At 68.4% G+C, this 23,398-nt stretch carries 21 protein-coding genes, 1 tRNA gene and 3 pseudogenes; 10 read left to right on the top strand and 15 right to left on the bottom strand.

Annotated features, from left to right (window positions below; genetic code table 11):
* Together O6P37_RS20855 and O6P37_RS20850 are read right to left on the bottom strand one after the other, a co-directional pair.
* Positions 1–177 (bottom strand): annotated as a pseudogene (locus tag O6P37_RS20855) (hypothetical protein); the annotation flags it as partial.
* An 86-nt stretch (positions 178–263) separates the two neighbouring features.
* On the bottom strand, positions 264–1,559 hold the full coding sequence (locus tag O6P37_RS20850) for a serine/threonine-protein kinase (protein ID WP_269895864.1): 1,296 nt from the start codon (positions 1,557–1,559) through the stop codon (positions 264–266).
* A 174-nt stretch (positions 1,560–1,733) separates the two neighbouring features.
* Between O6P37_RS20850 and O6P37_RS28495 the strand changes: the two are divergent.
* Both O6P37_RS28495 and O6P37_RS28490 read left to right on the top strand, forming a co-directional pair.
* Positions 1,734–2,255: pseudogene (locus tag O6P37_RS28495) on the top strand (peroxiredoxin); the annotation flags it as partial.
* Positions 2,241–2,612, top strand: a complete 372-nt coding sequence (locus O6P37_RS28490; RefSeq protein ID WP_332909808.1) for a DUF742 domain-containing protein — start codon at positions 2,241–2,243, stop codon at positions 2,610–2,612. The pseudogene O6P37_RS28495 and the gene O6P37_RS28490, both read left to right, overlap by 15 nt.
* Positions 2,613–2,729: 117 nt before the next feature.
* Here O6P37_RS28490 and O6P37_RS20840 read toward each other — a convergent pair whose 3' ends face one another.
* The 4 genes from O6P37_RS20840 to pgm all read right to left on the bottom strand — a co-directional run bounded on the left by O6P37_RS20840 (position 2,730) and on the right by pgm (position 6,844).
* A complete protein-coding gene (locus O6P37_RS20840; protein WP_269895885.1) occupies positions 2,730–3,425 on the bottom strand; it encodes a hypothetical protein in 696 nt (231 codons plus the stop codon).
* A 379-nt stretch (positions 3,426–3,804) separates the two neighbouring features.
* Positions 3,805–3,877 (bottom strand) — tRNA-Ala (locus O6P37_RS20835).
* 55 nt (positions 3,878–3,932) lie between these two features.
* Complete coding sequence (locus O6P37_RS20830; RefSeq protein WP_269895862.1) at positions 3,933–5,201, bottom strand: MFS transporter; 1,269 nt, start codon at positions 5,199–5,201, stop codon at positions 3,933–3,935.
* On the bottom strand, positions 5,198–6,844 hold the full coding sequence (pgm, locus tag O6P37_RS20825; RefSeq protein ID WP_269895861.1) for a phosphoglucomutase (alpha-D-glucose-1,6-bisphosphate-dependent): 1,647 nt from the start codon (positions 6,842–6,844) through the stop codon (positions 5,198–5,200). Before pgm ends, O6P37_RS20830 begins: the two co-directional genes overlap by 4 nt.
* A gap of 70 nt (positions 6,845–6,914) precedes the next feature.
* Here pgm and crcB (O6P37_RS20820) point away from each other — a divergent pair, with 70 nt between their 5' ends.
* Genes crcB (O6P37_RS20820) through mbtN form a run of 6 tightly spaced genes read left to right on the top strand, consistent with a single transcriptional unit; the run spans position 6,915 to position 11,774 of the window.
* A complete protein-coding gene (crcB, locus tag O6P37_RS20820; protein ID WP_264012132.1) occupies positions 6,915–7,310 on the top strand; it encodes a fluoride efflux transporter CrcB in 396 nt (131 codons plus the stop codon).
* Entirely contained in the window at positions 7,307–7,675 is a 369-nt protein-coding gene (gene crcB, locus O6P37_RS20815) for a fluoride efflux transporter CrcB (protein WP_269895860.1), read from the top strand. The genes crcB (O6P37_RS20820) and crcB (O6P37_RS20815) overlap by 4 nt, the downstream gene beginning before the upstream one ends.
* Positions 7,672–8,718 carry a DUF190 domain-containing protein gene (locus O6P37_RS20810; RefSeq protein ID WP_269895859.1) on the top strand — a complete coding sequence of 349 codons (1,047 nt, stop codon included), beginning with the start codon at positions 7,672–7,674 and terminating at the stop codon, positions 8,716–8,718. Before crcB (O6P37_RS20815) ends, O6P37_RS20810 begins: the two co-directional genes overlap by 4 nt.
* Positions 8,719–8,758: 40 nt before the next feature.
* Positions 8,759–9,028 (top strand): acyl carrier protein, encoded by a 270-nt coding sequence (locus O6P37_RS20805; RefSeq protein ID WP_269895858.1) that lies wholly within the window; start codon positions 8,759–8,761, stop codon positions 9,026–9,028.
* Between the two features lie 5 nt (positions 9,029–9,033).
* Positions 9,034–10,608 (top strand): long-chain-fatty acid--ACP ligase MbtM, encoded by a 1,575-nt coding sequence (gene mbtM, locus O6P37_RS20800; protein WP_269895884.1) that lies wholly within the window; start codon positions 9,034–9,036, stop codon positions 10,606–10,608.
* Complete coding sequence (gene mbtN, locus O6P37_RS20795) at positions 10,605–11,774, top strand: mycobactin biosynthesis acyl-ACP dehydrogenase MbtN (protein WP_269895857.1); 1,170 nt, start codon at positions 10,605–10,607, stop codon at positions 11,772–11,774. Before mbtM ends, mbtN begins: the two co-directional genes overlap by 4 nt.
* On the opposite strand, the gene O6P37_RS20790 is transcribed toward mbtN, so the two are convergent.
* Positions 11,768–12,397 (bottom strand): GNAT family N-acetyltransferase, encoded by a 630-nt coding sequence (locus tag O6P37_RS20790; RefSeq protein WP_269895856.1) that lies wholly within the window; start codon positions 12,395–12,397, stop codon positions 11,768–11,770. The genes mbtN and O6P37_RS20790 overlap by 7 nt on opposite strands.
* Positions 12,398–12,458: 61 nt before the next feature.
* Complete coding sequence (locus O6P37_RS20785; RefSeq protein ID WP_408633218.1) at positions 12,459–12,830, bottom strand: hypothetical protein; 372 nt, start codon at positions 12,828–12,830, stop codon at positions 12,459–12,461.
* A gap of 86 nt (positions 12,831–12,916) precedes the next feature.
* Here O6P37_RS20785 and O6P37_RS20780 point away from each other — a divergent pair, with 86 nt between their 5' ends.
* On the top strand, positions 12,917–13,132 hold the full coding sequence (locus O6P37_RS20780; protein ID WP_269895854.1) for a hypothetical protein: 216 nt from the start codon (positions 12,917–12,919) through the stop codon (positions 13,130–13,132).
* 3 nt (positions 13,133–13,135) lie between these two features.
* On the opposite strand, the gene O6P37_RS20775 is transcribed toward O6P37_RS20780, so the two are convergent.
* The 4 genes from O6P37_RS20775 to O6P37_RS20760 all read right to left on the bottom strand — a co-directional run bounded on the left by O6P37_RS20775 (position 13,136) and on the right by O6P37_RS20760 (position 17,161).
* On the bottom strand, positions 13,136–13,831 hold the full coding sequence (locus tag O6P37_RS20775; RefSeq protein WP_269895853.1) for an Ntn hydrolase family protein: 696 nt from the start codon (positions 13,829–13,831) through the stop codon (positions 13,136–13,138).
* 17 nt (positions 13,832–13,848) lie between these two features.
* The gene (locus tag O6P37_RS20770; protein ID WP_269895852.1) at positions 13,849–14,514 is read right to left on the bottom strand and encodes a TetR family transcriptional regulator; all 666 of its coding nucleotides are present in this window, start codon (positions 14,512–14,514) and stop codon (positions 13,849–13,851) included.
* A gap of 45 nt (positions 14,515–14,559) precedes the next feature.
* Positions 14,560–16,074 carry an FAD-dependent oxidoreductase gene (locus tag O6P37_RS20765; RefSeq protein WP_332909805.1) on the bottom strand — a complete coding sequence of 505 codons (1,515 nt, stop codon included), beginning with the start codon at positions 16,072–16,074 and terminating at the stop codon, positions 14,560–14,562.
* 109 nt (positions 16,075–16,183) lie between these two features.
* Entirely contained in the window at positions 16,184–17,161 is a 978-nt protein-coding gene (locus O6P37_RS20760) for a LacI family DNA-binding transcriptional regulator (RefSeq protein WP_269895850.1), read from the bottom strand.
* A gap of 107 nt (positions 17,162–17,268) precedes the next feature.
* Here O6P37_RS20760 and O6P37_RS20755 point away from each other — a divergent pair.
* Positions 17,269–17,832: pseudogene (locus tag O6P37_RS20755) on the top strand (TIM barrel protein); the annotation flags it as partial.
* 17 nt (positions 17,833–17,849) lie between these two features.
* Here the strand turns inward: O6P37_RS20755 and O6P37_RS20750 are convergent.
* From O6P37_RS20750 to O6P37_RS20740, 3 genes are all read right to left on the bottom strand, one after another.
* A complete protein-coding gene (locus O6P37_RS20750; RefSeq protein WP_269895849.1) occupies positions 17,850–20,684 on the bottom strand; it encodes an MMPL/RND family transporter in 2,835 nt (944 codons plus the stop codon).
* Between the two features lie 143 nt (positions 20,685–20,827).
* The gene (locus tag O6P37_RS20745; RefSeq protein ID WP_269895848.1) at positions 20,828–22,066 is read right to left on the bottom strand and encodes a M23 family metallopeptidase; all 1,239 of its coding nucleotides are present in this window, start codon (positions 22,064–22,066) and stop codon (positions 20,828–20,830) included.
* 71 nt (positions 22,067–22,137) lie between these two features.
* The gene (locus tag O6P37_RS20740) at positions 22,138–23,319 is read right to left on the bottom strand and encodes an acyl-CoA dehydrogenase family protein (RefSeq protein ID WP_269895847.1); all 1,182 of its coding nucleotides are present in this window, start codon (positions 23,317–23,319) and stop codon (positions 22,138–22,140) included.
* Between the last annotated feature and the right edge of the window lie 79 nt (positions 23,320–23,398).

Raw genomic sequence — 23,398 nt, 5'->3', positions numbered from 1 at the left:
CGACCGCGCGCCCGTCATGCCCCACAACCCGTCGCGGTCGATCTCGGCGACGATCTCCACCAGGCGCCCGTCGATCGCATTGCGCTGACCGCACAACTCCGCGATCTCATCGAACAACACCGCCAGCCGGTCCTTCGGCCTCACCGAAGGAGCGAAAGACGATGCCGTCGAGGACATGACCCCATCATTGCAGAGGGGTCCGACATGTCTGGACTGCTCGGAACGGGTCTACGTGCTCAAGCCATTGCCGGCGCCGCCACAGCTCATTTCGGCTTCTTGTTGCCGTTCCCGTTGCCTCGGCCGTTGCCATTACCCTTGGGGCGCTGCTGTTCCTGCGTCGCCTGCTCGATCACCGGCGCCGGTGCCGGCTCGGGTACGACGATCGGCGCCTGCTCGATCACCGGCGCCTGCTCGACCACGGGGATCTGCTCGGCCACCGGGGCCGGCTGGATCACCGGGGACGGTGCGACCGTCGCGCTGATCGGGGCGATGTTCGGCGTGCTGATGCTCACCGGATCGGGCTGGGCCGGCACCGGCGTGGACGGCGAATCCAAGGTGAACACCACCGCGATCGCCAGTGCCCCCATCGCAGCTGCAGCACCGACCGCCTGCCGAGACCGGTTGTGGGAACGGCGATGTCCGGTTGACGCTAGGACCACGGTGTCCAGCGATGGGTCGGGGCGGGCGACCGGCGGTTCGATGGGCGGGATCACGCGCGCTCGATGCGGGATGGTGGTGACGGGCAGCGGCACTGCCCTGCCGCTCAACGCGTCCAGCATCGCTTCCGCGCTGGCGAAGCGCTGCCCGGGGTCCCGCGACATCGCGCGCTCGACCACCTGAGCCAGCCCCGGATCGAGATCGGGGCGCAGGTGCGCCAGAGGCGTCGGCTGCTCCTCGACGATCGCGCGCGCCAACGGCGCGATGTCCTCCTGGTCGAAGGGCTTGCGACCGGCCAACGCCTCGTAGCCGACCACTCCGGCCGCATAGAGGTCGTCGGCGACCGACGCGGGCTCGCCGGCCAGCCGTTCGGGGCTGAGGTAAGCCAGCGTCCCGACCAACTGACCCGTCGTCGTGTGCGCGGCGCCCGGTGTCTTCGCGATCCCGAAATCCGCGACCTTCACCGCGCCCGACTCGGTCAGCAGGATGTTGCTCGGCTTGATGTCCCGATGCAGCACGCCCTCGCCGTGGGCGGCCGACAGCGCGGAGAGCACACTGCGCATCACCGTCGACACCTGGCTCTGAGGCAACGGACCGCACTCGATCTGATCACCGAGGGTGTCTCCGGGCAGTCGCTCCATCACGATGAACGGCGTCTCGTCCCCGTCGCCGAAGTCGTACACCCCGACGATGTGAGGATGGTTGAGTGCCGCAGCGGCGCACGCTTCGATCTTGAATCGCTCGCGAATCTCCGCCTGCGAGCTCAGGTAGGAGTGCAGGATCTTGACCGCGACCTGTCGGTTCAGGCGGGTATCCCAGCCGTCACGCACTTCGGCCATCCCGCCGTATCCGAGGACGCCTCTCAGTTCGTAGCGGTCGCCCAGAAGCCCACGACCCTCCATGCCGAGCCGATTTCCCGCGCTGACGCCTGAGTAAACCCTCAGAGAAAACTTAGAAGTCGGCCATTGGTGCGACAATGCCGTCGCTCGGCCCTTCAGGCCCGGCCGGCAGCCGTTCGGCGACCCAGATTGCTGAGTCGCAAGTCATGGGGCGCATCCCCGCGTTAGTCTCTGCCGATGATTGCGGGCGAGAAGGCGCCTGACTTCACTCTCTATGACCACACCGGCCGGGCGGGGTCACTGTCCGCGTTCCTTCAGGACGGCCCGGTCGTGCTGTTCTTCTTCCCGATCGCGTCCTCGCCGATCTGCACAGCTCAGGCCTGTCATTTCCGCGATCTGAGCGACGAGTTCGCCGCGGTCGGCGCCCAGCGGGTGGGCATCAGCACCGACACCGTCGACCGGCAGGCTCACTTCGCCCAGCAGCGCTCGTTCGACTACCCGCTGCTCTCCGACGTGGACGGCGTGGTGTCCGAGCTGTTCGGGGTGCGTCGCGGCAGGCTCGCCAGGCTGCGTGGTTCCGTCATGCCGCGTGAGACGGTGTGGCGTGGCCGCCACACCCGCCGTCGTGGCCTACTGGGCCGATTCATGCCGGTCAGACGGACCACGTTCGTCATCGACACCGACCGCACCGTGCTCAAGGTCATCTCCAACGAGGTGCGCGCATCGGTGCACGCCGACCACGCCTTGCGTTTCCTGCAGAACCACGACGTACTCCAGCGGCGCGAGGTCCCGCCGTCCACGCTCACGCCAGACCTTGCCGACGCTGGCCTCGAACTGCCGCTCGAAGCTTTCGTCGGAGCGGCCACCACGACGGAGCCGCCGGGCTGGCCGAGACATGACGTGCGGGGGCAGGTCTTGATGTGTTGCGGGCAGAGCCGCTCGGTCGCAGAGATCGCCGCCCACCTGTCCCTACCGCTCGGCGCGACGCGGTACCTGGTGGGTGAGCTGGTGACGCAGGGTTATCTGCGGGTGCAGGCCGTCCCTGGTGACTCGATGACGATCGCTGAACGACGTGAACTGATCGAGAGGACGCTGCAGGGTCTGAGGGCGCTCTGAGACCATGCCTGCACGCTGAATTGCACAGGCGGGTGTCCCCCGCCGCACGAGTACGGCGCTGATGACTGCGGCTTGGGCGATGCGCCGCCGGTCGTCAGCCGAGACTGCCGTGGTACATCAAGTGCCGGCGTATCCCAGCGCCTGTCGGACGCGCTGGATGTGGTCGAGGCTCGGCTGCTCGGGTGTTCCCGGGACCCGGATGTAATGGCCGCCGTCGGCCGCGGCGACGTCGATCTCGTCGCCGAGGGCACTCGTGTTCAACGGCGTGCCGCCCCGAATATAGGTAAGACGCCCAACCACGACCTCAGGCGGCCGATGCCCTTGCTCCCTCTTCACGCGGCGGCTGACGGCACCAAGGTTGTCGGGGTTCCACGATTGCACGAGCGCGCTCATGTAACCCATCAGCGTTCTCTCGTCAGTCTCACTTCGGAGGTCCGCGAAGATGTGATTGTAGGGCCGCGGCATGTCGGTGAAACCAGCGCGAACCGTGTACTTGAACGTTGTCGCGCTCGTCTCGGAAGCCGGCGACACACTGTCTCGCACCAGATCGATGTAGTGACCGGGGCCCGTTCGCGGTCCGGCACTGCCTGCTTCCGTGGTCGACACGATGATCCGCTCGAGGGCAGCGATGTCATCGACGTCGATGGGAACGATTCTGAGATCTTCGCCGGTTCGGGAGTCGGGTTGTTGCGGCTGCAGCACTCCCCAGTGCCCGTAGAGGTCCGGCTCTGAGGGGGCCAGCCGAATCGATCGTTGCAAGCGCAAAGCGCACGACTGCAGCTCGTCCTGGCGGTTGCCCCAGCCACCCATCATCCGGATCACTGGCGTCCTCTCTTAAGCAGGCGGAACCACCGTAACGGTGATCATGTCGTCGTAGCTGTTCTGCTCGATGATCGCTTCGATTGCGCTTGCGGTCTTCGCGTCAGCGACCCGCCACTCGACGGGGACGGAAGTAAACACGGCTGCCCTCGACCGTCGACGCCGACGGCGTCTGGACGGGCTGAGGCGCTGCTCGACGACGGACACCGGGGCGTCGGCCGGGACCAGGCAGGAGGGAGACCGCCGGACAATGCCGTAGAAGGCGTGGCCGACGGCGACGGACGGGGACCGATATGGCGGCGCCGAATGCGAACCGTTCGACGTGACGGGGTCGAACGCCGGACACCTAGGTCCGCGACCTACTCGTTCTGGGTGGAGCTAAGGGGATTCGAACCCCTGACCCCCACACTGCCAGTGTGGTGCGCTACCAACTGCGCCATAGCCCCTGAAGTTGTGCCCACCGAAGTTACACCACGCTCGGCAGCCGCTCAAAATCGCAGGTCACGGCACCTCGCCGCCGGCTTCCGGGCCGAGCGGCCTTGCCGGTCCGTGTTCCCTCGCCGGCCGTGGCCGGGTCTCCGGGGCGAACGTCCAACTCACTGCCGCCACCACCAGGATCGCGCCCGACACCACGAATGCCCAGCCGAACGAGAAATACTGCGCGATCAGTCCCACCAGCAGCGACCCGCCGATCGAACCCACGTCGGCCATCATCTGGAACGTCGCCACCGCCGTCCCGCCACGCGCTTTGTTGCCGATGATGTCGGCCACCGCGGCCTGCTGCGGCGACGTGAAGATGCCGGTGGCGAAGCCCGCCACGACCGCGCTGACCAGGAACAGCGGCAGCCCGTCGGTGAAACCGACGAGCGCGGTCGCGACCCCCGCCGCCGCGAGGCCGACGATCAGCAGCATCTTGCGGCCCACCCGGTCGGACAGGTAGCCGCTCGGGATCACGGCAGCGACGTTGCCGATCGCGAAGGTCGCCAGCGCCAGCCCGGCGACACCCGCCCCGCGGTGCAGCACGTCGGTGACGAACAGCGGCACCAGCGCGATACGCAGCCCGAATGCTGACCACCCGGTGGCGAAGTTGGACAGCAGCGCGGCGCGGTAGGCGCGATTGCGCCAGGCGATCCGGACCGTCACCGTCTCCGTCGCCTCGGCTTCGGGGGCGGCCAGCGAGGAGTTGCGCAGGCTGATGAACACGACCGCCGCGGCGATAAGGAGCGCGCCGCCGTAGATGAGAAAGGGTGCGCTCAGCCCCAGGCCTGCGGTCAGGCTGCCCAGCACCGGCCCGCCGACCGAACCGACGAGGAACGCCGAGGAGAACATGCCCGCCACCCGGCCGCGGGCGTTCTCCGGGCTGATCCGAATCATCAGGCCCAGCGCGGAGACGAAGAACATCGTGGACCCGATGCCGCCGAGCGACCGGAAGATCAACAGCTGCCAGTACGTCTGGGCGAACGCGCACGCAGCGGTGCTGAGCGCGACGATCACCAGGCCGCTGGTGTAGATCCGCCGCTCCCCCAGCCGCTGGATCAGCAGCCCGGCCGGCCACGCGAAGGCCAACCGCATCAACGCGAAGGCGGTGATGACGAACGTCGCGGCGCTGATGCTCACCCCGAAGTGGCGGGCGTAGGCCGGCAGCACCGGTGCGACGACGCCGTAACCCAGTGCGATCACCGCGTTCGAGACGATGAGCACCCAGACTTCGCCCGGCAATTTCTCCTTGGCGACGGCTTGCGAACAGTCGCCCTCCGCAGAGGCACTCACGAGATGACTGTATTCACCACCTCGCGCGCGGCCTCCTGCACCTCCGCCAGATGCTCGGGCCCCTTGAACGACTCGGCGTAGATCTTGTAGACGTCCTCGGTGCCCGACGGCCGCGCGGCGAACCAGGCGTTCTCGGTGGTCACCTTGAGGCCACCGAGCGCGGCGCCATTCCCGGGAGCAGACGTCAGCTTCGCCGTGATCGGCTCCCCCGCCAGTTCGGTGGCGGTCACCTGTTCGGCCGACAACTTCGCCAGTCGGGCCTTCTGCTCGCGGTCGGCGGGCGCGTCGATGCGGGCGTAGGTCGGGGCGCCGTACTTCTCGGCCAGCGCCTGGTAGCGCTGCGACGGTGACAACCCGGTCTTGGCGAGGATCTCCGATGCCAGCAGCGCCAGGATGATGCCGTCCTTGTCGGTGGACCACACCGTGCCGTCGTGCCGCAGGAAAGACGCACCGGCGCTCTCCTCGCCACCGAATCCGATTGTCCCGCCAAGCAACCCGTCGACGAACCACTTGAACCCGACCGGGACCTCGAGCAGCTCGCGACCAAGCCCGGCCACCACCCGGTCGATGATCGACGAGCTGACAGCGGTCTTGCCGACGGCCGTCGAACCGGGCCAGTCCGGGCGGTTGGTGTAGAGGTACTCGATGGCCACCGCGAGGTAGTGGTTCGGGTTGAGCAGGCCGCCGTCGGGGGTGACGACGCCGTGCCGATCGGAGTCGGCGTCGTTGCCGGTGGCGATCTGGTAGTCGCCGTTCGCGGAATTGAGCTTGCGGATCAAACTAGCCATCGCGTTGGGCGAGCTGCAGTCCATCCGGATCTTGCCGTCGGTGTCGAGCGTCATGAACCGCCACGTCGCGTCGACGAGTGGATTGACCACCGTCAGGTTCAGGTCGTGACGTTCGGCGATCGCCGCCCAGTAGTCGACGCTGGCGCCGCCGAGCGGGTCGGCGCCGATCCGGATGCCCTCGGCGCGGATGGCGTGCAGGTCGACGACGTTGGGCAGGTCGCTGACGTAAGCGTCGAGGTAGTCGTGGCGCTGCGCGGTCTGCAGGGCCCGGGTCAACGGGATCCTCTTCACCGCCCGCAGGCCGTCGCGCAGGATCTCGTTCGCGCGCTTGGCGATCGCCCCGGTGGCGTCGGTGTCGGCGGGGCCGCCGTTGGGCGGGTTGTACTTGAAGCCGCCGTCGCGCGGCGGATTGTGCGACGGCGTGACGACGATGCCGTCGGCAAGGTCAGCGTCTCGGCCGCGGTTGAACCCCAGGATCGCGTGGCTGACGGCGGGGGTCGGGGTGTAGCGGTCGGCCGAGTCGATCATCGCGACGACCTCGTTGGCGGCGAGCACCTCGATCGCCGACGCCCACGCCGGTTCGGAGAGCGCATGGGTGTCACGGCCGATGAACAGCGGTCCGGTGGTGCCCTGGGCGGCGCGATACTCGACGATGGCCTGCGTGGTGGCCAGGATGTGCGCCTCGTTGAAGGCCGTGTCCAGGCTCGACCCGCGGTGCCCGGAGGTGCCGAACACCACCTGCTGGGCCACGTCGTCGGGATCGGGTTGCTTCGTGTAGTACGCCGTGACCACCTGGGCCACGTCGATGAGATCTTCGGGTTGCGCCGGTTGACCGGCACGAGGGTTGGCCGCCATGGGTCGATTCTGCTCCCGGTGCGCGCGGCGTTGACGGGCGGCCGGGTGAACAGCCGCGATACTTTGCATCGTGCCCGGATTCGACCGTCGCGAACTGGTCGCCGTGTTCGTCGGCGGCGCGCTGGGCACGCTGGCCCGCGCGGGGCTGGAGACCCTCGCGCCCGCCGATCCGGGCCGGTGGCCGTGGCCGACGTTCACCGTCAACATCGTCGGCGCGTTCCTGCTCGGCTACTTCACCACCCGGCTCCTCGAACGCCTTCCGGTCTCGGCCTACCGTCGCCCACTGCTGGGCACCGGCCTGTGCGGCGGCCTGACGACGTTCTCGACCATGCAGCTCGAGACGTTGCGGATGCTCGAACACGGTCATTTCGTCCTGGCCGCCGGCTACCTGGCCGTCAGCATCGCCGCTGGGCTGGTGGCGGTGTACGTCGCCACAGCGCTGGTCCGCCGGGCGCGGCTGCGGTGACGACCGTCGCGCTGTGGGCGGGCGTGATGCTGCTGGGCGGCATGGGCGCGGTGCTGCGCTTCACGCTGGACCGCACGGTCTCGGCCCGGGTCGGACGCCCGTTCCCGTACGGCACCCTGGCGGTCAACCTGACCGGCGCCTTCCTGCTGGGCCTTCTCGGCGGGCTGGCACTGGCCCCCCATCACGCCCTGCTCGCGGGCACCGCGTTCGTCGGCTCGTACACCACGTTCTCCACGTGGATGCTCGAGACGCAGCGACTCGGCGAGGAACGGCGAGGGTGGCCCGCGGTCGCCAACATCGTCCTCAGTCTGGTGCTGGGCCTCGCCGCGGTGTGGTCCGGACACTGGCTCGGGGGGCGGCTGTGACCGAGCTGCACAGGCTGACCGCCTACTTCGGTGAACGCGCCCGCCACCACGGCCGGTTCGTCGCCGACGCCCTGCTCGAGACCGGCGACGCAGAAGCCGTGGTCATCCTGCGCGGAGCCGCTGGATTCGGTCCGCGCCACGACATCCGGACCGATCTGACCCTGAGCCAGTCCGAGGATCTGCCCATCGCGCTCGTGGCCGTTGACACCGCCGAACGCATCGCCGCGTTCGCCGCACAGGCGACCGAGGCGCTGTCGCGGGGCACCCTCGCCGTGGAGCGGGTGGGGCACGCCGATGACACCGTGACGGCGGAACATGTGGAGCTGAGAGTTCTCACCGGGCGTGCGGACCGCCTGCACGGGCGGCCCGCCCACGTCGCGGTGTGCAACACACTGCACCGACTCGGATTCTATTCGGCGGCAGCATTTCTCGGTGTCGACGGCATCACCGCGGGGCAGCGTCACCGCGCCGCCTTCTTCGGCCGAAACTCCGCCGTTCCGGTGATGACGGTCGCCGTCGGAAGCGCACCGGCCGCCGAAGAGGCGATTCGGCTGCTCCGGCCGCTGCTGCCGTCCGCCCCGATGACGGTCGCACCGATCCAGCTGTGCAAGGGGTGCGGTGCGCCGGTGAACCGTCCGGCGCCTGTCCCGCCGACCGACGACCGCGGACCGGCGCACTGGCTGAAGGTGACGGTGCACACCTGCGAGGCGGATCTGCACCGGGGCCTTCCCGTGCACCGGACTCTCGTGCGCCGTCTGCGGGAGTCGCCGACGACGGCCGGGGTGACCGTCCTTCGTGGCGTGTGGGGGTTCGCCGGCGACGCAGAGCCCGGTGGGGACAGGATGTTTCAGATCGGTCGCCATGTGCCGGTGACGACGGAGTACATCGACACACCGGACCGGATCGCGGCCTGCTTCGACCTCGTCGACGAGGTCACCGAAGGACATGGCGTGGTGACCTGTGCGGCGATTTCCGCGGTCGTCTCGATCGACGGCGGCAGACACCGCGGCAGCATCCCACCGGCCTCCGCACCCGAGATGTAAGCCTAGCCTAAGTATAGTAGGCCGTGTACCGTCCCACGTCATGCAGTCGACTAGCCCTGACGCGGTGAGCGCCGCTCTGACCGAGATCCTGCGTGACGACATGAACGTCGATATCCGTCGTGTCACCCGCGATTCACGCCTCATCGACGACGTCGGTCTCGACTCCGTGGCGTTCGCGGTCGGGATGGTGGCGATCGAGGACAAGCTCGGGGTCGCGCTGACCGAAGAGGACCTGCTGAGCTGCGACACCGTGGGTGACCTGGAAGCCGCGATCCTGGCGAAAGTCCCGGCGGCACAGAGCAACCAGTGAACCCTCTGGCGGCGGCCCTCTCCGAAGTCCTGACCTCCGCCGGGCACCGACTGGTCGTCTTCGACCATCCCAGCCAGACCTGGAGCCCGCATCCGTGGGCCGAGGTCCATGCCCGTGCGGAGAACATCGCGACCCGCATCGTCGACGACGACGCCGCGGCCGTCGGCCTCGTCGGTGACCCCACCGTCGAGCTCATCGCCGCCGTCTTCGGCGGGGTGATCTCCGGCGCCGCCGTGTCCCTTCTGCCGGGCCCGGTCCGCGGCGCCGACACCGCGCAGTGGGCGCAGGCCACGCTGCGACGGTTCACCGCCATCGGCGTGAGCACGGTGTTCAGCCATGGCGAACAGCTGGAACTGCTGCGCGCGGTGGACAGTACGGTCACCGTCCACGACGTTGCCACCGTCGGCCACCCCCGTCGTTCCGTCACGTTCGTCGCACCGGGCGACCGCGGTGAGGTGGCGGTGCTGCAGGGCACGGCCGGATCGACCGGTTCGCCGCGGACGGCACAACTGTCGCCGCAGGCGGTGCTGGCGAACCTGCGCGGCCTGGTCACCCGGGTCGGCGTCACCCGTGCCGACGTCGGCTGCTCGTGGCTGCCGCTCTACCACGACATGGGACTGACGTTCCTGTTCACGATGGCCCTCGGCGGCGGCGATCTCTGGCAGGCGCCGACCACCTCGTTCTCGGCGTCGCCGTTCAGCTGGGTGCAGTGGCTCAGCGAGAGCCGTTCGCCGATGACCGCGGCGCCCAACATGGCCTTCAACCTCGTGGGCAAGTACGCCCGGCTGATCGACGGCGTCGACCTGGGGACACTGCGGTTCGCGCTCAACGGCGGTGAACCCGTCGACTGCGACGGCACGCGGCGGTTCGCCGAAGAGATGGCCCGCTTCGGCTTCGACAGCGCGGCGCTGTGCCCCTCGTACGGCCTGGCCGAATCCAACTGTGCGGTCTCGGTTCCGGTGCCCGGGACTGGGCTGCTCGTCGACGAGATCCACGTCCGGACCGAGGACAACACGGTCGTGCGCAAACAGGCCGTGCTGGGTGATGCCATCCCGGGCGTGCAGATCCGGATCACCCCGCGCGAGCAGCGCGGCGACGGCATCGAGGGCCGTGAGGTCGGCGAGATCGAGGTCCGCGGTTCGTCGATGATGAACGGCTACCTGGGTGAAACGCCCCTGGCGGCCGACAGCTGGTTCCCCACCGGTGATCTCGGCTACTTCGTCGACGGTGGCCTCGTGGTCTGCGGTCGCGCCAAGGAGCTCATCACCGTCGCCGGGCGAAACATCTTCCCCACCGAGATCGAGCGGGTGGCCGCCCAGGTCGACGGCGTACGCGAAGGTGCCGTCGTGGCAGTGGGCACCGACGAGAAGTCCGTCCGGCCCGGTCTGGTCATCGCGGCGGAGTACAAGGGAACCGACGAAGCGGATGCCCGCAGCGCCCTGGTGCAGCGGGTGGCCACCGAGTGCGGCGTCGTGCCGTCCGACGTCGTGTTCATGGCGCCGGGCTCGCTACCGAGGACCTCGTCGGGCAAGCTGCGCCGCCTGGAAGTCAAACGGAATCTGGAAGCGGTGACACCATGACCCTGTCCCTGACGACCGTCGAGGACTACCGCACGCTGCTCGACCGCGTCTTCGACGACCAGGTCACGGCGTGGACGGCCGAGGCGGAGGAGACCGAGCGCTTCCCGCGTCAGCTCATCGAGCACCTCGGCCGTTCCGGAGTGTTCGCCGAGAAATGGGGCGACGCAGCGCAACCCGACGTCGCCAAGCTGGTCGCACTGGCGACCGCACTCGGTGGGCTCGGCTCGGCCGGTATCGGCGTGGGGGTCAGCCTGCACGACTCGGCCATCGCTCTGCTGCGCCGGTTCGGCCGTTCGGACTACCTGCGTGCCATCTGCGAGCAGGCCATCCGCGGCGAAGCGGTGCTCTGCATCGGCGCGTCAGAAGAGTCCGGCGGTTCCGACCTGCAGATCGTGCAGACCGAAGTGCGTTCCGCCCGCGATGGTTTCGAGGTCCGCGGCGTCAAGAAGTTCGTGTCGCTGTCCCCCATCGCCGACCACATCATGGTGGTGGCGCGCAGCATGGATCAGGATTCGACCAGCAGGCACGGCAATGTCGTGGTGATCGCCGTACCCACCAGCCAGGTCGAAGTTCAGGCGCCCTACCGGAAGGTCGGTGCCGGCCCGCTGGACACCGCCGCCGTCCACATCGACACCTGGGTGCCCGCCGATGCGCTGGTGGCCAGGGCAGGCACCGGACTGGCGGCCATCTCCTGGGGACTGGCGCACGAGCGGTTGTCGATCGCCGGCCAGGTCGCCGCCGGATGCCAGCGCATCATCGGGATCACGCTGGCCCGCATGATGAAACGGCGCCAGTTCGGGCAGACGCTCTACCAGCACCAGGCACTGCGGATGCGGATCGCCGACCTGCAGGCCCGCGTCGACATGCTGCGCTACTCGCTCGCCGGGATCGCCGCGGAAGGACGACTCGACCTGCGCGCTGCCGCCGCGATCAAGGTGAGCGCCGCCCGCCTCGGTGAAGAGGTGTTCTCCGAGTGCATGCACATCTTCGGCGGCGCAGGCTATCTCGTCGACGAGACGCCGCTGGGGCGGTGGTGGCGGGACATGAAGCTGGCCCGGGTCGGCGGCGGCACCGACGAGGTGCTGTGGGAGCTCGTCGCCGCCGCGATGAAGCCCGACTACGACGGCTACGCCGAGCTGATCAACTCGCCCGACTGGGACTACTGACCCGGCGCGTCTTCGGGCGTGCGGGGCAGGGCGTAGAGCGCCATCCGGCGGTTCGACATCTGGTGCTCACCGAGGAAGGCGCAGCCGGCGAATTCGCACAGCCGCCGGGCGCCGGAGTTGCGGTGGTCCGGGTCGAACATGATGCGCCGGCATCGGGGCTCGATCTCGAAGATGCTGGCGACCAGGCGCGGCAGCAGGATCGGGGCGAAACCGCGGTTGACGAAGCGCAGGTCGGCGATCGCCGCATGCAGTCCGAGGTCGTAGGGATCGGCGGCGTACCGCGGCGCGATGGAGTCCTTGGCCGCGCGGTACACCTCGACGTAGGCGAGTTCGGTGCCACGGAAGCTGCCGATCAGCGGTCGGGAGTATTCACCGTCCAGCTGCGCCTGCAGGTAGCGCCGCCACCGCTCGGGCGGCCACGGGTACTCCCAGGCCTCGACCAGATGCGGCCGGTTCATCCACTCCGAGATCAGCTCGGCGTCCCGGTCGGCGTCCACGGGGCGGATGGAATACGGCTCGGCGAGCGTCGGCATCGGTGGCGCGGGCACCGCGCGGACCTCGTCGGCGATCGACGTCAGCTCGCGGGGCAGGACGGGCTTGATCGCCTCATCGGTGTCGGTCATCGAGCGACGAGCCTACCGCAGCAGATGAGGGTAGATTACCTACCTAACCTGTCCGGCGGATTCACGCCAGCAGTGTCACGCCCGCGGTGAGCAGCGCCGCGACCTTGCCGATCTCCAGGCCGACGTAGAACCAGTGCGCCCGCGAACGAGGTCCGTCCCGGCCCGCCAGCACGGCGTCGGAGCGCCGGGTCAGCGCAGGCCGGATCACCAGCACCTGTGCCAGCAGGGCCACCACCGCCAGCGCGACCGCGAAGGCCGGGACGATCGGCGGGCGGTCGAACGCGAACGACGCCGTGACGACCGCGGCGAGCGCGAGTTCGCAGACGTTGAGCGCCCGGAACACCAGCCGGCCGATGCCGAGCCCGACCTGCAGTGTGACGCCGGGCGCGCGGAACTTCAGCGGCGCCTCGAGGAACGAGATCGCCAGGACCATGCCGAGCCACACGAAGACCGCGGCCGCCGCGACCGCTTGCGCTGCTCCCACGACAGCACACTATGACAGCGTGTCATCGTGGAGAGATGGCCCGCACATCCGACGACCGTGACCGCGTCGCAGAACTTCAGCGGTGGCAGGAGTCCGGCGCGGTGTGGCGGGTCGACTCCCGAGCCCCGGACGCGGTGACGATCGCGTTGTTGCGGTGCGACGGTGGTGAAGAGGTCGAGCGGTTCCGGTCCGATGACCCGAAGCTCCTCGCGTTCATCGGAAACCGCCGTAGCAGCGACGAGGAGACTTGACCGTCATCCGAACAGGTCGTCGAGCGCGTTGCGCTCCAACTCCTGCCACCGGCCGACATGACGGCGTACCTCGACGACCTCGTCCGCGTCGAGATGGTGGGCGCCGTCGGGGGTGATACGGCACAGGTCCATCGGGCCGCCCACGCTGGGAGAGGACAGGTCGAGCGCGTCGAGTACGCGCAACGCGGCCACCACCCCGTAGTCGACGCCCCGTTCGGTCATCCGGAAGTTGGCCAGTAGCGCGTATGCCTGCTGGGCCATCGGTGCGCCGCTGCCGACCGCCTGGAATCCGATGTCCTCGTAGTGGCCGACGAGCCCGTGCGGGTCGACGTCGACGATGAACGGCACCTCACCGGCATACCCCGCCGCCAGGACATAGGTGGCCGGGGTCGCGCCGGGTTTGGCCTCGGGGACGTCGGAGATGAAGTTGGCATAGTGATGCTTGAAGATCGGCAGCACCCGTTCCTGCACGGCCCGACCGACGTCCTGCGCCTCGACGACCGCGTCGGGTTCGGCGTCGAACAGCCGCTGGATGTCGTGCAGCACCGCTCGCGAGCCGCTGCCGCCCCAGGCGGCATGCGAACCGAGCGGGTGGAGCTTCTGTGCCGGGTAGGACAGTCCGCGGCCGGGATCGGTGATCTGGGAGTCGGAAGCGAGCACCAGCCCGTCGGCGCAGCGCAGGGCGAGGACGACGGTCATCGCACCACGATAGAGACTCAGCCGAGCCGTACGGGCTCGTCGCGGCGATCTCCACTGGGGCCGGTGAAGAGATCGCCGCTGACCAGCGCCATCAGGGCATCGGTCTGCGCGCGGCGGCGACCGTCGGCGACGGCACCGCCGCGGAATGCCATGCCGCTCAGCACCGCGTGCAGCGCGTCGACCACCGACGGGAGGTCGACGCCGGCGTGCAGTTCGCCGGTCTCCCGCGCGGCGGCCACTGACGTGTGCAGGAAATCACGCAGCGCCGAGGCGACGTCCCAGCCGTCCGCCCGCAGTTCGGGATGCCGCTGGCAGTCCAGTTCGGCGACGGTGAGAAACCCTGTGGCGGCGCGCACCTCGGGGTCGGTGTCGGCGGCGAGCATGAGCGCCCGCAGCCGGTCGCGCAGGGTCACCTGGTCGGCTGCCGCGCCGATGGCCTGGGCGAGTATCGCGAGGTTGGCTTCCACGACGGTGCGGAACAGTTCCCGCTTGCTGGTGAAGTGGTAGTTGATCGCCGGGCGGGTGAGGCCCGCGTGCGTCGCGATCTTCATGTTCGTGGTGCCCTCGTAGCCCAGCTCGCGGAAGACCTCGCGTGCCGAACGCAGAATGCCCGCGCGGGTGTCGGTGTTCTCCGAGGCCCGGGGCCGGCCGCGGAGACGTGGCGGTCTCGCTTCGGTGTACACATCGGTTCTTCGTCACCGGATGGGCGCCAGATGTTGTGATCTGCATCACATGATCGCCTGGCCGTCGACTTCGGCCGGCTCGCCATGTCGCAGCGGTCCGCATCGGACGTCGAAGCGTTCGCGGATGGTGTCGAGGGTCCGCCGCTGATGCTCGCGCGCCCGGCGGTGCGTCATGACGAACTTGGCCATCGCGAACGTGCGGCGCGGAAGCGGATACCACCGGTCGAAGTCGAGCCCGCACTGGGTGAACACCTTCGTCGGCAGCGCGTCGTACATCAGGCTGAGGTTGTACTGCGCGACGGTGAGCAGCGCGTAGGGGAATGCGCCCCGCGACGCACGGAACATCTCCTGGAGGTCGAATTCGTAGAGCAGCGTGTCCCGGAGTTTTCCGAGCATCAGCATGTGGGTCATGAAGTAACCCATGAATGTGCTCAGATGCATTGTTGCCGAACGCGTCTGGATCGACAGCACCTTCCCGCCCGGAGAGAGGTACGGCTCGTAGGGAACGTCGTCCTTGCCGACGTAGCCCGTGCAGTTCACGATCCAGCTTCCGGACGGGATCGTCATCGCGTCGCCGCTGCGGAATTGCAGATCCACGGCGCCGTCCCGGTCGACCGCGTCGACCAGATAGTCCATCACCACCGAATGCAGGCCGCGCTTGATCGTGCGGACCTCATCGTCCGACAGCACACCCAGCAGGAAATTGGCGGTCCGTGGGGTGACCGCGGTACCGACCACTTCGCATTGCCACTCCCGCACGGCCGCCTCGTTGGTGCCGTCGAACCTGCGCGCCGCCTCGGCGCCGAACGAACTGGTCACCATCCCCGAATACCACCGGCGCAGTCCGCCGGGGAATGCCCGGTCGCGGCGCGAGAACAGGGTCCCCGCTCCGGCCACCATGTTGACCTCACGCCCGGGACAGCCGGTGATCAGCGCGTGGGCGGTGTCCATCGCCGTCTTGCCGCCACCGATGATCCACACCGGCCGGTCGTCGGCCGCGATGTCCCCCGTCCGTACGTCGCAGGAGTCCGGCGACACCGACTGCACCTGGCTGCTCGACAACAAGAGCGGATCGTTCGGCGTGATGCGGAACCCATAGGCCTTGATCACGGTGTCGGCGTCGATGGTGAGGAGTTCACCGGTCGCCGATCGGCACGTCACGCGGCACCGTTCGGAACCTTCGTCGACCGCCTCCAGGGTGTGGCCGAAGAAGGTGTCGACGCGGACCGATCGGCGAATCTCTTCGAGGCAGTGCTGGAGGTGATCGAGCACCTCGTCCTTGGTCGCCAGATACGAACGCTCGCGGCCGAGTGTCCATGAGATGTCACCTGCGGTGAACAACCCGTGCGGCTGGTGCAATCGGACGTAGGGATAGGTGTCGACCCACATGCCGCCGGCCCGTTCGCGCCGGTCGACGAGGATGATCCGCTGGTCGTGGGACATGTGCCGGCTGGCCGCGAACGCGGCGTTGAGCCCGGCGACCCCCGCGCCGACGATGCAGACGTCGCAGCGCTGCATCGATGTCGCGTCCGCCGGTCCGGTCACTTCTGAAGCGGTCATGCGCATCCCCTCGAACCGTCCCATTATCGGCCGGGGATCGACCAAGATCACGCTTTTTCGCGCTACGCCGCGACCGGCGGTTGCAGCCGCAAGAATCCGGCCGGCGAGTTCAGCGTGGCGGCGCCGTCGTGCCGCGGACGACCAGCCGTGGCGGACACACGTCGTCGGTGACATCCGGTTGCTCGGCGTCCAGTCGCCCGACCAGTCGAGTCACCGCGAGGTCCGCGAGCCGGGCCGTGTCCTGACCGACCGTGGTCAGATCGACGTGCGCGAGACCGGCCAGCGGGCTGTCGTCGAATCCGACGACGGAGACGTCCGCGGGCACCGCGACGCCCGCCCGGATGAGCACGTCGAGCACCCCCAGCGCGCAGCGGTCGTTGAACGCGAAGACCGCTGTGGGCAGCGTTCCCGAGGCCAGGAGCGCCGAAGCGGCTGCCGCGCCCTCGCGCTCGGTCAGCCCACCCGGCAGCACGGTCGCCGACATGTTCCGACGCCGCGCGGCCCTGCCGAATCCCCTTCGCCGCTCGGCAGCTCCCGGCGCCCGGCCGCCGTCGACGTGGACGGAGCCCGTGTGCCCGAGATCGGCGAGATGGTCCACGGCGATCTGGGCTCCCCCGGCGTCGTCGCTGCGGACCGAGGCGACGCCGCGCACCCGGCGAGCGATCGACACCACGGGGGTGTCGAGTGCGGTGAGCGCCGACGCGGTCATCCCGGTGCCGATGAGCAGCAGACCCTCACAGCGGTCGTCGAGCAGCGTCTGCACGGCCCGCGTCTCGTCGCGGTGCGGCGTCACACAGCTGAGCACCACGTCGTACCCGTGCTGCTCGGCGGCCCGGTACACACCGTCGACGAGGCCGGCGTGGAACTCCTGGCCGACGGTGAAGACGACGCCGAGCAGCCTGGTGCGCTGCGAACGCAGCAGTCGCGCGCGGGAATCGGGCCGGTAGCCGATGTCTTCGGCCGCCTTGCGTACTCGCGCCCGCGTGGCCTCACTCGCACCCGGCACGTCGCGCATGACGATCGAGACGAGCGCCCGTGACACCCCGGCACGGTCGGCGACGTCCTGCAGTGTCGTTCTGCGCTGCATGTCGGACAGCCTAGAACGTTCTAGCTCTGCTCTTGACCGGCGCGCGGGAGAAGCGCTTTACTGGTGCCGCCTAGAACGTTCTAGTAAGGAGCCAGATGACCAGGCCGGTGGTGCGCACCGCCGAGCACGCCGTGAAAGCCGCAGCGGTGCTGGGTGTCCCGCGCCTGGTGGTCCACCCCGGCCAGCTCGTCGACGGTCGGGCCGCCCGTCCGCGGTACCGCGCCGACGGCGCGATGTGGACGTCTGCGCTGCGCGGCCTCGAGGACCTCGGCGAACTCGGTGCCGCCGCCGGTGTGACCTTCTGCCTGGAGAACCTGAACACGATCGTCGACCACCCGGGAGTGCCGCTGGCACGCGCGAAGGACACGCTGGCCCTGGTCGAGGCCGTCGGCCATCCGAACGTGAAGATGATGCTCGACCTCTACCATGCGCAGATCGGCGAGGGGAATCTCATCGAACTGGTGCGCCGGTGCGGCGATGCCATCGGCGAGATCCAGGTGGCCGACGTGCCCGGTCGCTGTGAACCGGGGACGGGTGAGATCAACTACCGTGCCGTCGCGAAGGCGTTGCGCGACAGCGGGTATCACGGACCCGTCGGCATGGAGGCGTACGCCGCAGGCGACAGTGTCGCCGCCCTCGAGTCGTTCCGCGCGGCGTTCACGCTCGACTAGGCCGCCGGACTCCCTTGTCAGACGCCGGAGGTCTGGCGCCGCATCGCCTCGAGCCGTCGCCTCGACGCGGGCGTCTGCACCAGCTGGGGCCACCAGAACCACCGGCCGAGCAGCGCGGCGATGGACGGTGTCATGAACGACCGCACGATCAGCGTATCGAACAGCAGTCCGAGCGCGATGGTGCTGCCGACCTGTGCGATGCTGAGCAGGTCTCCGAACACGAACGACGCCATGGTCGCGGCGAAGACCAACCCCGCCGACGTCACCACCGATCCGGAACCTGCCATCGCCCGGATGATCGCGACGTTGAATCCGTGGTGCAACTCTTCCTTGAAACGGGAGACGAGTAACAGGTTGTAGTCAGAACCCACCGCCAACAACAGGATCACCGACATCACCAGCACGATCCAGTGCAGGTGGATACCGAGGATGTGCTGCCACACCAGGACGGACAGCCCGAACGAGGTGCCGAGCGAGAGCAGCACCGTGCCCACGATGACGGCCGACGCGACCACGCTGCGAGTGATGATCAGCATGATGATGAAGATCAGTGCGACAGCGGACAATCCGGCGATGAGCAGGTCGTAGTTCGAGCCGTCGCGCATGTCTTTATAGGTGGCAGCGGTGCCGCCGAGGTAGACCCGGGAACCCTCCAGCGGGGTGCCCTTGATGGCCTCCTTGGCCGCCAGCTTGATGGCGTCGATGTGCGCGATGCCCTCCGGCGTGGCCGGATCGCCCTCGTGCTCGATGGTGAAGCGCACCGACTTTCCGTCGGGCGAGATGAAGTTCTCCATCCCCTTCTTGAAGTCGGCGTTCTCGAAAACCTCTGGCGGCAGGTAGAACGAGTCGTCGTTGCGCGACTTGTCGAACGCATCGCCCATCGCGTTCGACTTGTCCTGCATCGCCGACTGCTGGTCCTGCTGACCCTTCTGCGACGCATGCATGGTCAGCATCATCGTCTTCATCGACTTCATGGTCTCGATCTGCTGGGGCATCAGCGAGATGAGCTGAGGCATCAGCGAATCGAGCCGCTCCAGCTCGGGCACCAGCTCCTGGATGTCGTCGGTCAACGTGTCTATGCCGTCGAGGGTGTCGAAGATCGACCGCATCGACCAGCACAGCGGAATGTCGTAGCAGTGCGGTTCCCAGTACAGGTAATTGCGCAACGGCCGGAAGAAGTCGTCGAAATCGGCGATGTGATCGCGGAGTTCGGCGACATCGACGGCCATGTTCTTGGTCTTGGCCACCATCGAGTGGGTGACCTCGGACATCTGACCCATCAGAGCCGACATCCGCTCCATGGTGTCGATCGTGCTCTGCATCTCGTCGGCCTGCACCAGCATGTCGGACATCCGGTCCTGCATGTACTTCTCGTTCATCTGCTGGTTCGTGCCCTGCATGCTGAGCAGGAACGGGATCGTCGAGTGCTCGATCGGCTTCCCGTCGGGGCGGGTGATGGCCTGCACCCGGGCAACGCCCGGCACGCGGAAGATGCCCTTGGCGATCTTGTCGATGACGAGGAAGTCGGCGGAGTTCCGCAGATCGTGGTCGGTCTCGACCATCAGCAGTTCCGGATTCATCCGGGCGGCGTCGAAATGCCGGTCGGCGACGTCGTAGCCGATGTTGGCGGGCGTGTCGGCCGGCAGGAAATGGCGTCCGTCGTAGTCGACCTTGTAGCCGCCCAGTGCCAGCAGCCCGATCAGCGACAGGGCGATCGTCGCGGCCAGAACCGGTTTCGGCCAGCGCACCACCACGACGCCCACCCGGCGCCAGCCGCGGGAGTTGATCGCGCGTTTCGGTTCGAACAGTCCGAACCGGCTGCCCACCACGATCACCGCGGGCCCCAGCGTCAGCGCGGCGATGACGGCCACCATGATGCCGACCGCGCACGGCACCGCCATCGTCTGGAACCACGGCAGTCGGGTGAACCTCAGGCACAGCAGGGCACCGGCGATGGTGAGACCCGAGCCGAGCACCACGTGGGCGGTGCCGTGGAACATCGTGTAGTACGCGGTCTCCCGGTCTTCGCCGTCTCCCCGGGCCTCCTGATAGCGGCCGATCAGGAAGATCGCATAGTCCGTGCCCGCGGCGATGGCGATCAGCGTCAGCAGGCTCGTGGCGAACGTCGACAGGCCGATGACTCCGGTGTTGCCGAGGAAGGCGACGATCCCGCGGGAGGCGCCGAGTTCGACGAACACCATGAACAGGATGAGCACCATGGTGGCGATCGACCGGTAGACGATGAGCAGCATCACGGCGATGACCACGAGCGTGACCACCGTCGCCTTCATCGCACCCTTGTCGCCCGCGACGCGCTGGTCGGCGTTGAGCGCCGCCCCACCTGTGGCGTAGGCCTTCACACCAGGCGGAGCGGGTGTCTCGGCGATGATGTCGCGCACCGCGGTGACCGACTCGTTGGACAGTGTCTCGCCCATGTTGCCGCGCAGGTAGAGCTGGACGTACGCGGATTTGCCGTCGGCGCTCTGCGCGCCCGAGGCGGTCAGCGGATCGCTCCAGAAGTCCGCGACGTGTTCGATGTGCGCAGGGTCGGACCGGAACTTCTCGACCAGTTCGTCGTAGTAGTGATGCGCGTCGGCGCCGAGAGGCTGCTCGCCCTCGAGGATCACCATCGCGTTGCTGTCGGAGTCGAACTCCTCGAAGTTCGCCCCGACCCGCTGCATGGCGATGAATGCCGGCGCGTCGTGGGCGTTCATCGAGACGGTGTGGGCCTCACCCACCTTCTCCAGCGACGGCACGAAGACGTTGGTGACGACGGTGAGCGCGATCCAGCCCAGCAGGATCGGCACCGCAAGGACCCGGATCACGTGGGCGATCTTGGATCGTCGCTGCATCCCCGCCCCCTCGACCAGGCCACACCCGGCCCGCCTTCACGTGACACAGACCGTCACGCGTGTCATATATCTAGCCCGTCAAACTGATCGCTGTCAATCTGAGAGTTTCCAGCATTTCCACAGGTAGACGGCCGCGAGGATTCTCAGGAACCGAAGTCAACGATGTTCTGGTCGAGGATCAGCTGGTCGGTGTGCTCGCCGCGGTCCACGCCCGGCGCGGTGACCAGGGGAACGCCCTCACCTTCGGAGGCGTCGAAGTCGGCTGTGCTGGCCACCTGCCCGGTCATGGTGAACCGGTCGTAGAGATAGGGCAGGCCCTGCGCCGCGAGCGGCGACGGCCCGTCCATGACGTGCAGATGCAGGTGCGGCGCGACCGAGTTGCCGGTGTTCCCGACGAGCCCGATGACGTCGCCGCGGGTAACCCTGTCCCCGACCTTCGGCCGGACGCTGCCCGGTTGCATGTGCGCGTAGTTCACGAAGAAGCCCTCGCCGATGTCGAGCACCACGAAGTTGCCGTCGGCCTCGTCGATCGGGATGCCGGCGGGATACACGCCGGGCGTCTGTTCCGGAAGGTCGCTGCGCGCGCCGACCACTGTGCCGTCCGCGACAGCCAGCACCTCTTCGCCGTAGATCTCATATCCGGCGGCATCGCGTGGGTTCCCCGTGAAGATCCGGTTCTGCGCGTCGGCCTGTTCGAAGTCGATCGCGTAACGCTGCGCGAGGAACGGCCGCCCGTTGACGGGCAGGACTGCACGGGTGTGCCGAACCGCGTCGCAGCAGGCGTCGGCGGCGATGTAGCGCTCGCCGCGCAACGGCGCGGACACCACCGGCAGCGTCCGCTCGTCGACCTTCGTCGTCGCGATCCGCTCGGTGAGCCGGTTCCGCTCGGTCGGTATCGCGGCGCCGGTGACCGCCACCTCGTGCACGAGGGTGCTGTGGTCGGCGGCGCCATCGAGGATCAGGTGGATGAAGATGGTCGCGGCCTGACCGGGTTCGAGCTGCTCGGCGCCCTCGCGGCTGCCCGCCGGTTGCATCCGGTCCCGCAGTGCCGCGGCGTCGAGTTCGCCCAGCACCGCGCTCGTGCTGTCGTCGAGCACCTTCAGCTCGTCCACCGTCAGCGGCGCGCCGGTGAAGTTCGTGACGGCCAGCTCGTAGACCATGTGCGTCCTGCCATCCGACCCGGCGAAGGGAACGGGCGCGAAGGGTACCGATCCCACCAACGGCGTGATCGCATCAGGACGCGGTGCCGCAGCCGTGGTCTCTAGGCTCTGCGACTCGGCGGCAGGGGTATCGCTATCGGCACACCCGGCGGCGGCCACGATCAGGACGGCGCCCACCGCAGGCGCCAGCGACCGGCGGATGAGACTGCGCACGCTGTCCATGCAGACACCCTTGCAGACGCCGGCCGGACGTGATGCGGAACGCGAGGAGCGTCAGGCGATTTCGTCAGCCGTCACAACGAGAAGTGGTCCTCGATGACGCCGAGCCACACCTGGGCCGCGTCGATCGCCACCTTCTCGCTGATGAAGGCGTGCTGCGTGCCGGTGTAGATGTCGCGGAACCCGCGTTCCAGCCGGCTGCCCTCCCGGATCGACGTGGTGCCCGCGGCGAGGTGCGCCCACTCCGCGGCGGCCCTGGCCACTCCGGTGGCGTACACCGCCGCCACCCGCATGTCCGCGCGATGGGTCGGTGTCAACTCCCCGCCCGCGTCGACGGCGGCCTCCGCCGCGCCGAAGGTGTCGAGTACGAGGAGACGGGCGGCCCGCCACGCCGCGACGTGGTGGGCAAGGTCCTTCTGGAAGGTGGGGCGGCTGGCCAGCGACGCCATGTCCGACATCCGGAACTTGGTGGCGGCCAGCGACTCGACGTCGTCCAGCGTGCTCTTCGCGACACCGAGCGCCCACGCCGCATGGCCGGCCGCCGTCACCGGCATCATCCCCATCCGGCCTGCGGCGTAACCGCCCCGCAACGGTTCCCGGGTGAACAGCCGGAATGTCCGCGACGACGGCACGAACAGGTCGGTCACGTTGTAGTCGTAGGAGCCGGTGCCCTTGAGGCCCTGCACGTGCCACCCGTCGGTGAACGTCACCTCGTCGCGGGGCACGACGGCCACCATGAGTTCGGGCTCGCCCTCGCGGATCCACCGCATCTCGCCGTCCTCCATCGGGATGAAGCCCGCGGCGATGTAGGCGGAATGCCCGGTGCCGGAACCGAAGTTCCACGATCCGGTCAGCCGGAAACCACCTTCGGTGACGATGCCCTGGCCGTTGGGCGCGAACTGCCCGCCCATCGTGACGCGGTTGGCGTTCGCCGTGAAGACCTCGGCGAAGCCCTCGTCGGGCAGATAGGCCGCGGCGGCGAATGACGACGGCAGGTTGGCGATCCCGATCCAGCCGAACGATCCGTCCTGCCAGGCCATCTCGATCCAGGTCTCGATCATCTCGGCGATCGACGGCTCGGCGCCGCCCGCGGCCGCCGGATTGAACGCCGTCATCAACCCGCTGTCCCACATCGCCTCGACGACGGGTGGCGACAGCGTGCGTCCCCGCTCGGAGGCGGCGGCTTCCCCGGCGACGAGGTCTCTCATGCCCCTGGCCAGATCCACGGGGCTGACCCGCACAGGTGTGGTCGTCATCGGAACTCCTCTACCTCGTCAGCGATCGCGAGCGCACGGTTGTCGTACGCGTCCGTCGGGAAACTGCGCGAACAAGCGT

Origin of the sequence: Mycobacterium hippophais (assembly GCF_027529605.1) — a bacterium.
Lineage (GTDB): Bacteria > Actinomycetota > Actinomycetes > Mycobacteriales > Mycobacteriaceae > Mycobacterium > Mycobacterium arseniciresistens.
The sequence above is the reverse complement of the archived record's forward strand: the minus strand, read 5'-3'. Positions and strand labels throughout refer to the sequence as shown.

Excerpts from the sequence above, each read along its gene's own strand:
- O6P37_RS20850 (WP_269895864.1), bottom strand. The coding sequence starts at position 1,559 with ATGGAGGGTCGTGGGCTTCTGGGCGACCGCTACGAACTGAGAGGCGTC.
- O6P37_RS20840 (WP_269895885.1), bottom strand. The coding sequence starts at position 3,425 with ATGATGGGTGGCTGGGGCAACCGCCAGGACGAGCTGCAGTCGTGCGCT.
- pgm (WP_269895861.1), bottom strand. The coding sequence starts at position 6,844 with ATGGCGGCCAACCCTCGTGCCGGTCAACCGGCGCAACCCGAAGATCTC.
- O6P37_RS20805 (WP_269895858.1), top strand. The coding sequence starts at position 8,759 with ATGCAGTCGACTAGCCCTGACGCGGTGAGCGCCGCTCTGACCGAGATC.
- mbtN (WP_269895857.1), top strand. The coding sequence starts at position 10,605 with ATGACCCTGTCCCTGACGACCGTCGAGGACTACCGCACGCTGCTCGAC.
- O6P37_RS20790 (WP_269895856.1), bottom strand. The coding sequence starts at position 12,397 with ATGACCGACACCGATGAGGCGATCAAGCCCGTCCTGCCCCGCGAGCTG.
- O6P37_RS20785 (WP_408633218.1), bottom strand. The coding sequence starts at position 12,830 with ATGGTCCTGGCGATCTCGTTCCTCGAGGCGCCGCTGAAGTTCCGCGCG.
- O6P37_RS20780 (WP_269895854.1), top strand. The coding sequence starts at position 12,917 with ATGGCCCGCACATCCGACGACCGTGACCGCGTCGCAGAACTTCAGCGG.
- O6P37_RS20775 (WP_269895853.1), bottom strand. The coding sequence starts at position 13,831 with ATGACCGTCGTCCTCGCCCTGCGCTGCGCCGACGGGCTGGTGCTCGCT.
- O6P37_RS20765 (WP_332909805.1), bottom strand. The coding sequence starts at position 16,074 with ATGACCGCTTCAGAAGTGACCGGACCGGCGGACGCGACATCGATGCAG.
- O6P37_RS20760 (WP_269895850.1), bottom strand. The coding sequence starts at position 17,161 with ATGCAGCGCAGAACGACACTGCAGGACGTCGCCGACCGTGCCGGGGTG.
- O6P37_RS20750 (WP_269895849.1), bottom strand. The coding sequence starts at position 20,684 with ATGCAGCGACGATCCAAGATCGCCCACGTGATCCGGGTCCTTGCGGTG.
- O6P37_RS20745 (WP_269895848.1), bottom strand. The coding sequence starts at position 22,066 with ATGGACAGCGTGCGCAGTCTCATCCGCCGGTCGCTGGCGCCTGCGGTG.
- O6P37_RS20740 (WP_269895847.1), bottom strand. The coding sequence starts at position 23,319 with ATGACGACCACACCTGTGCGGGTCAGCCCCGTGGATCTGGCCAGGGGC.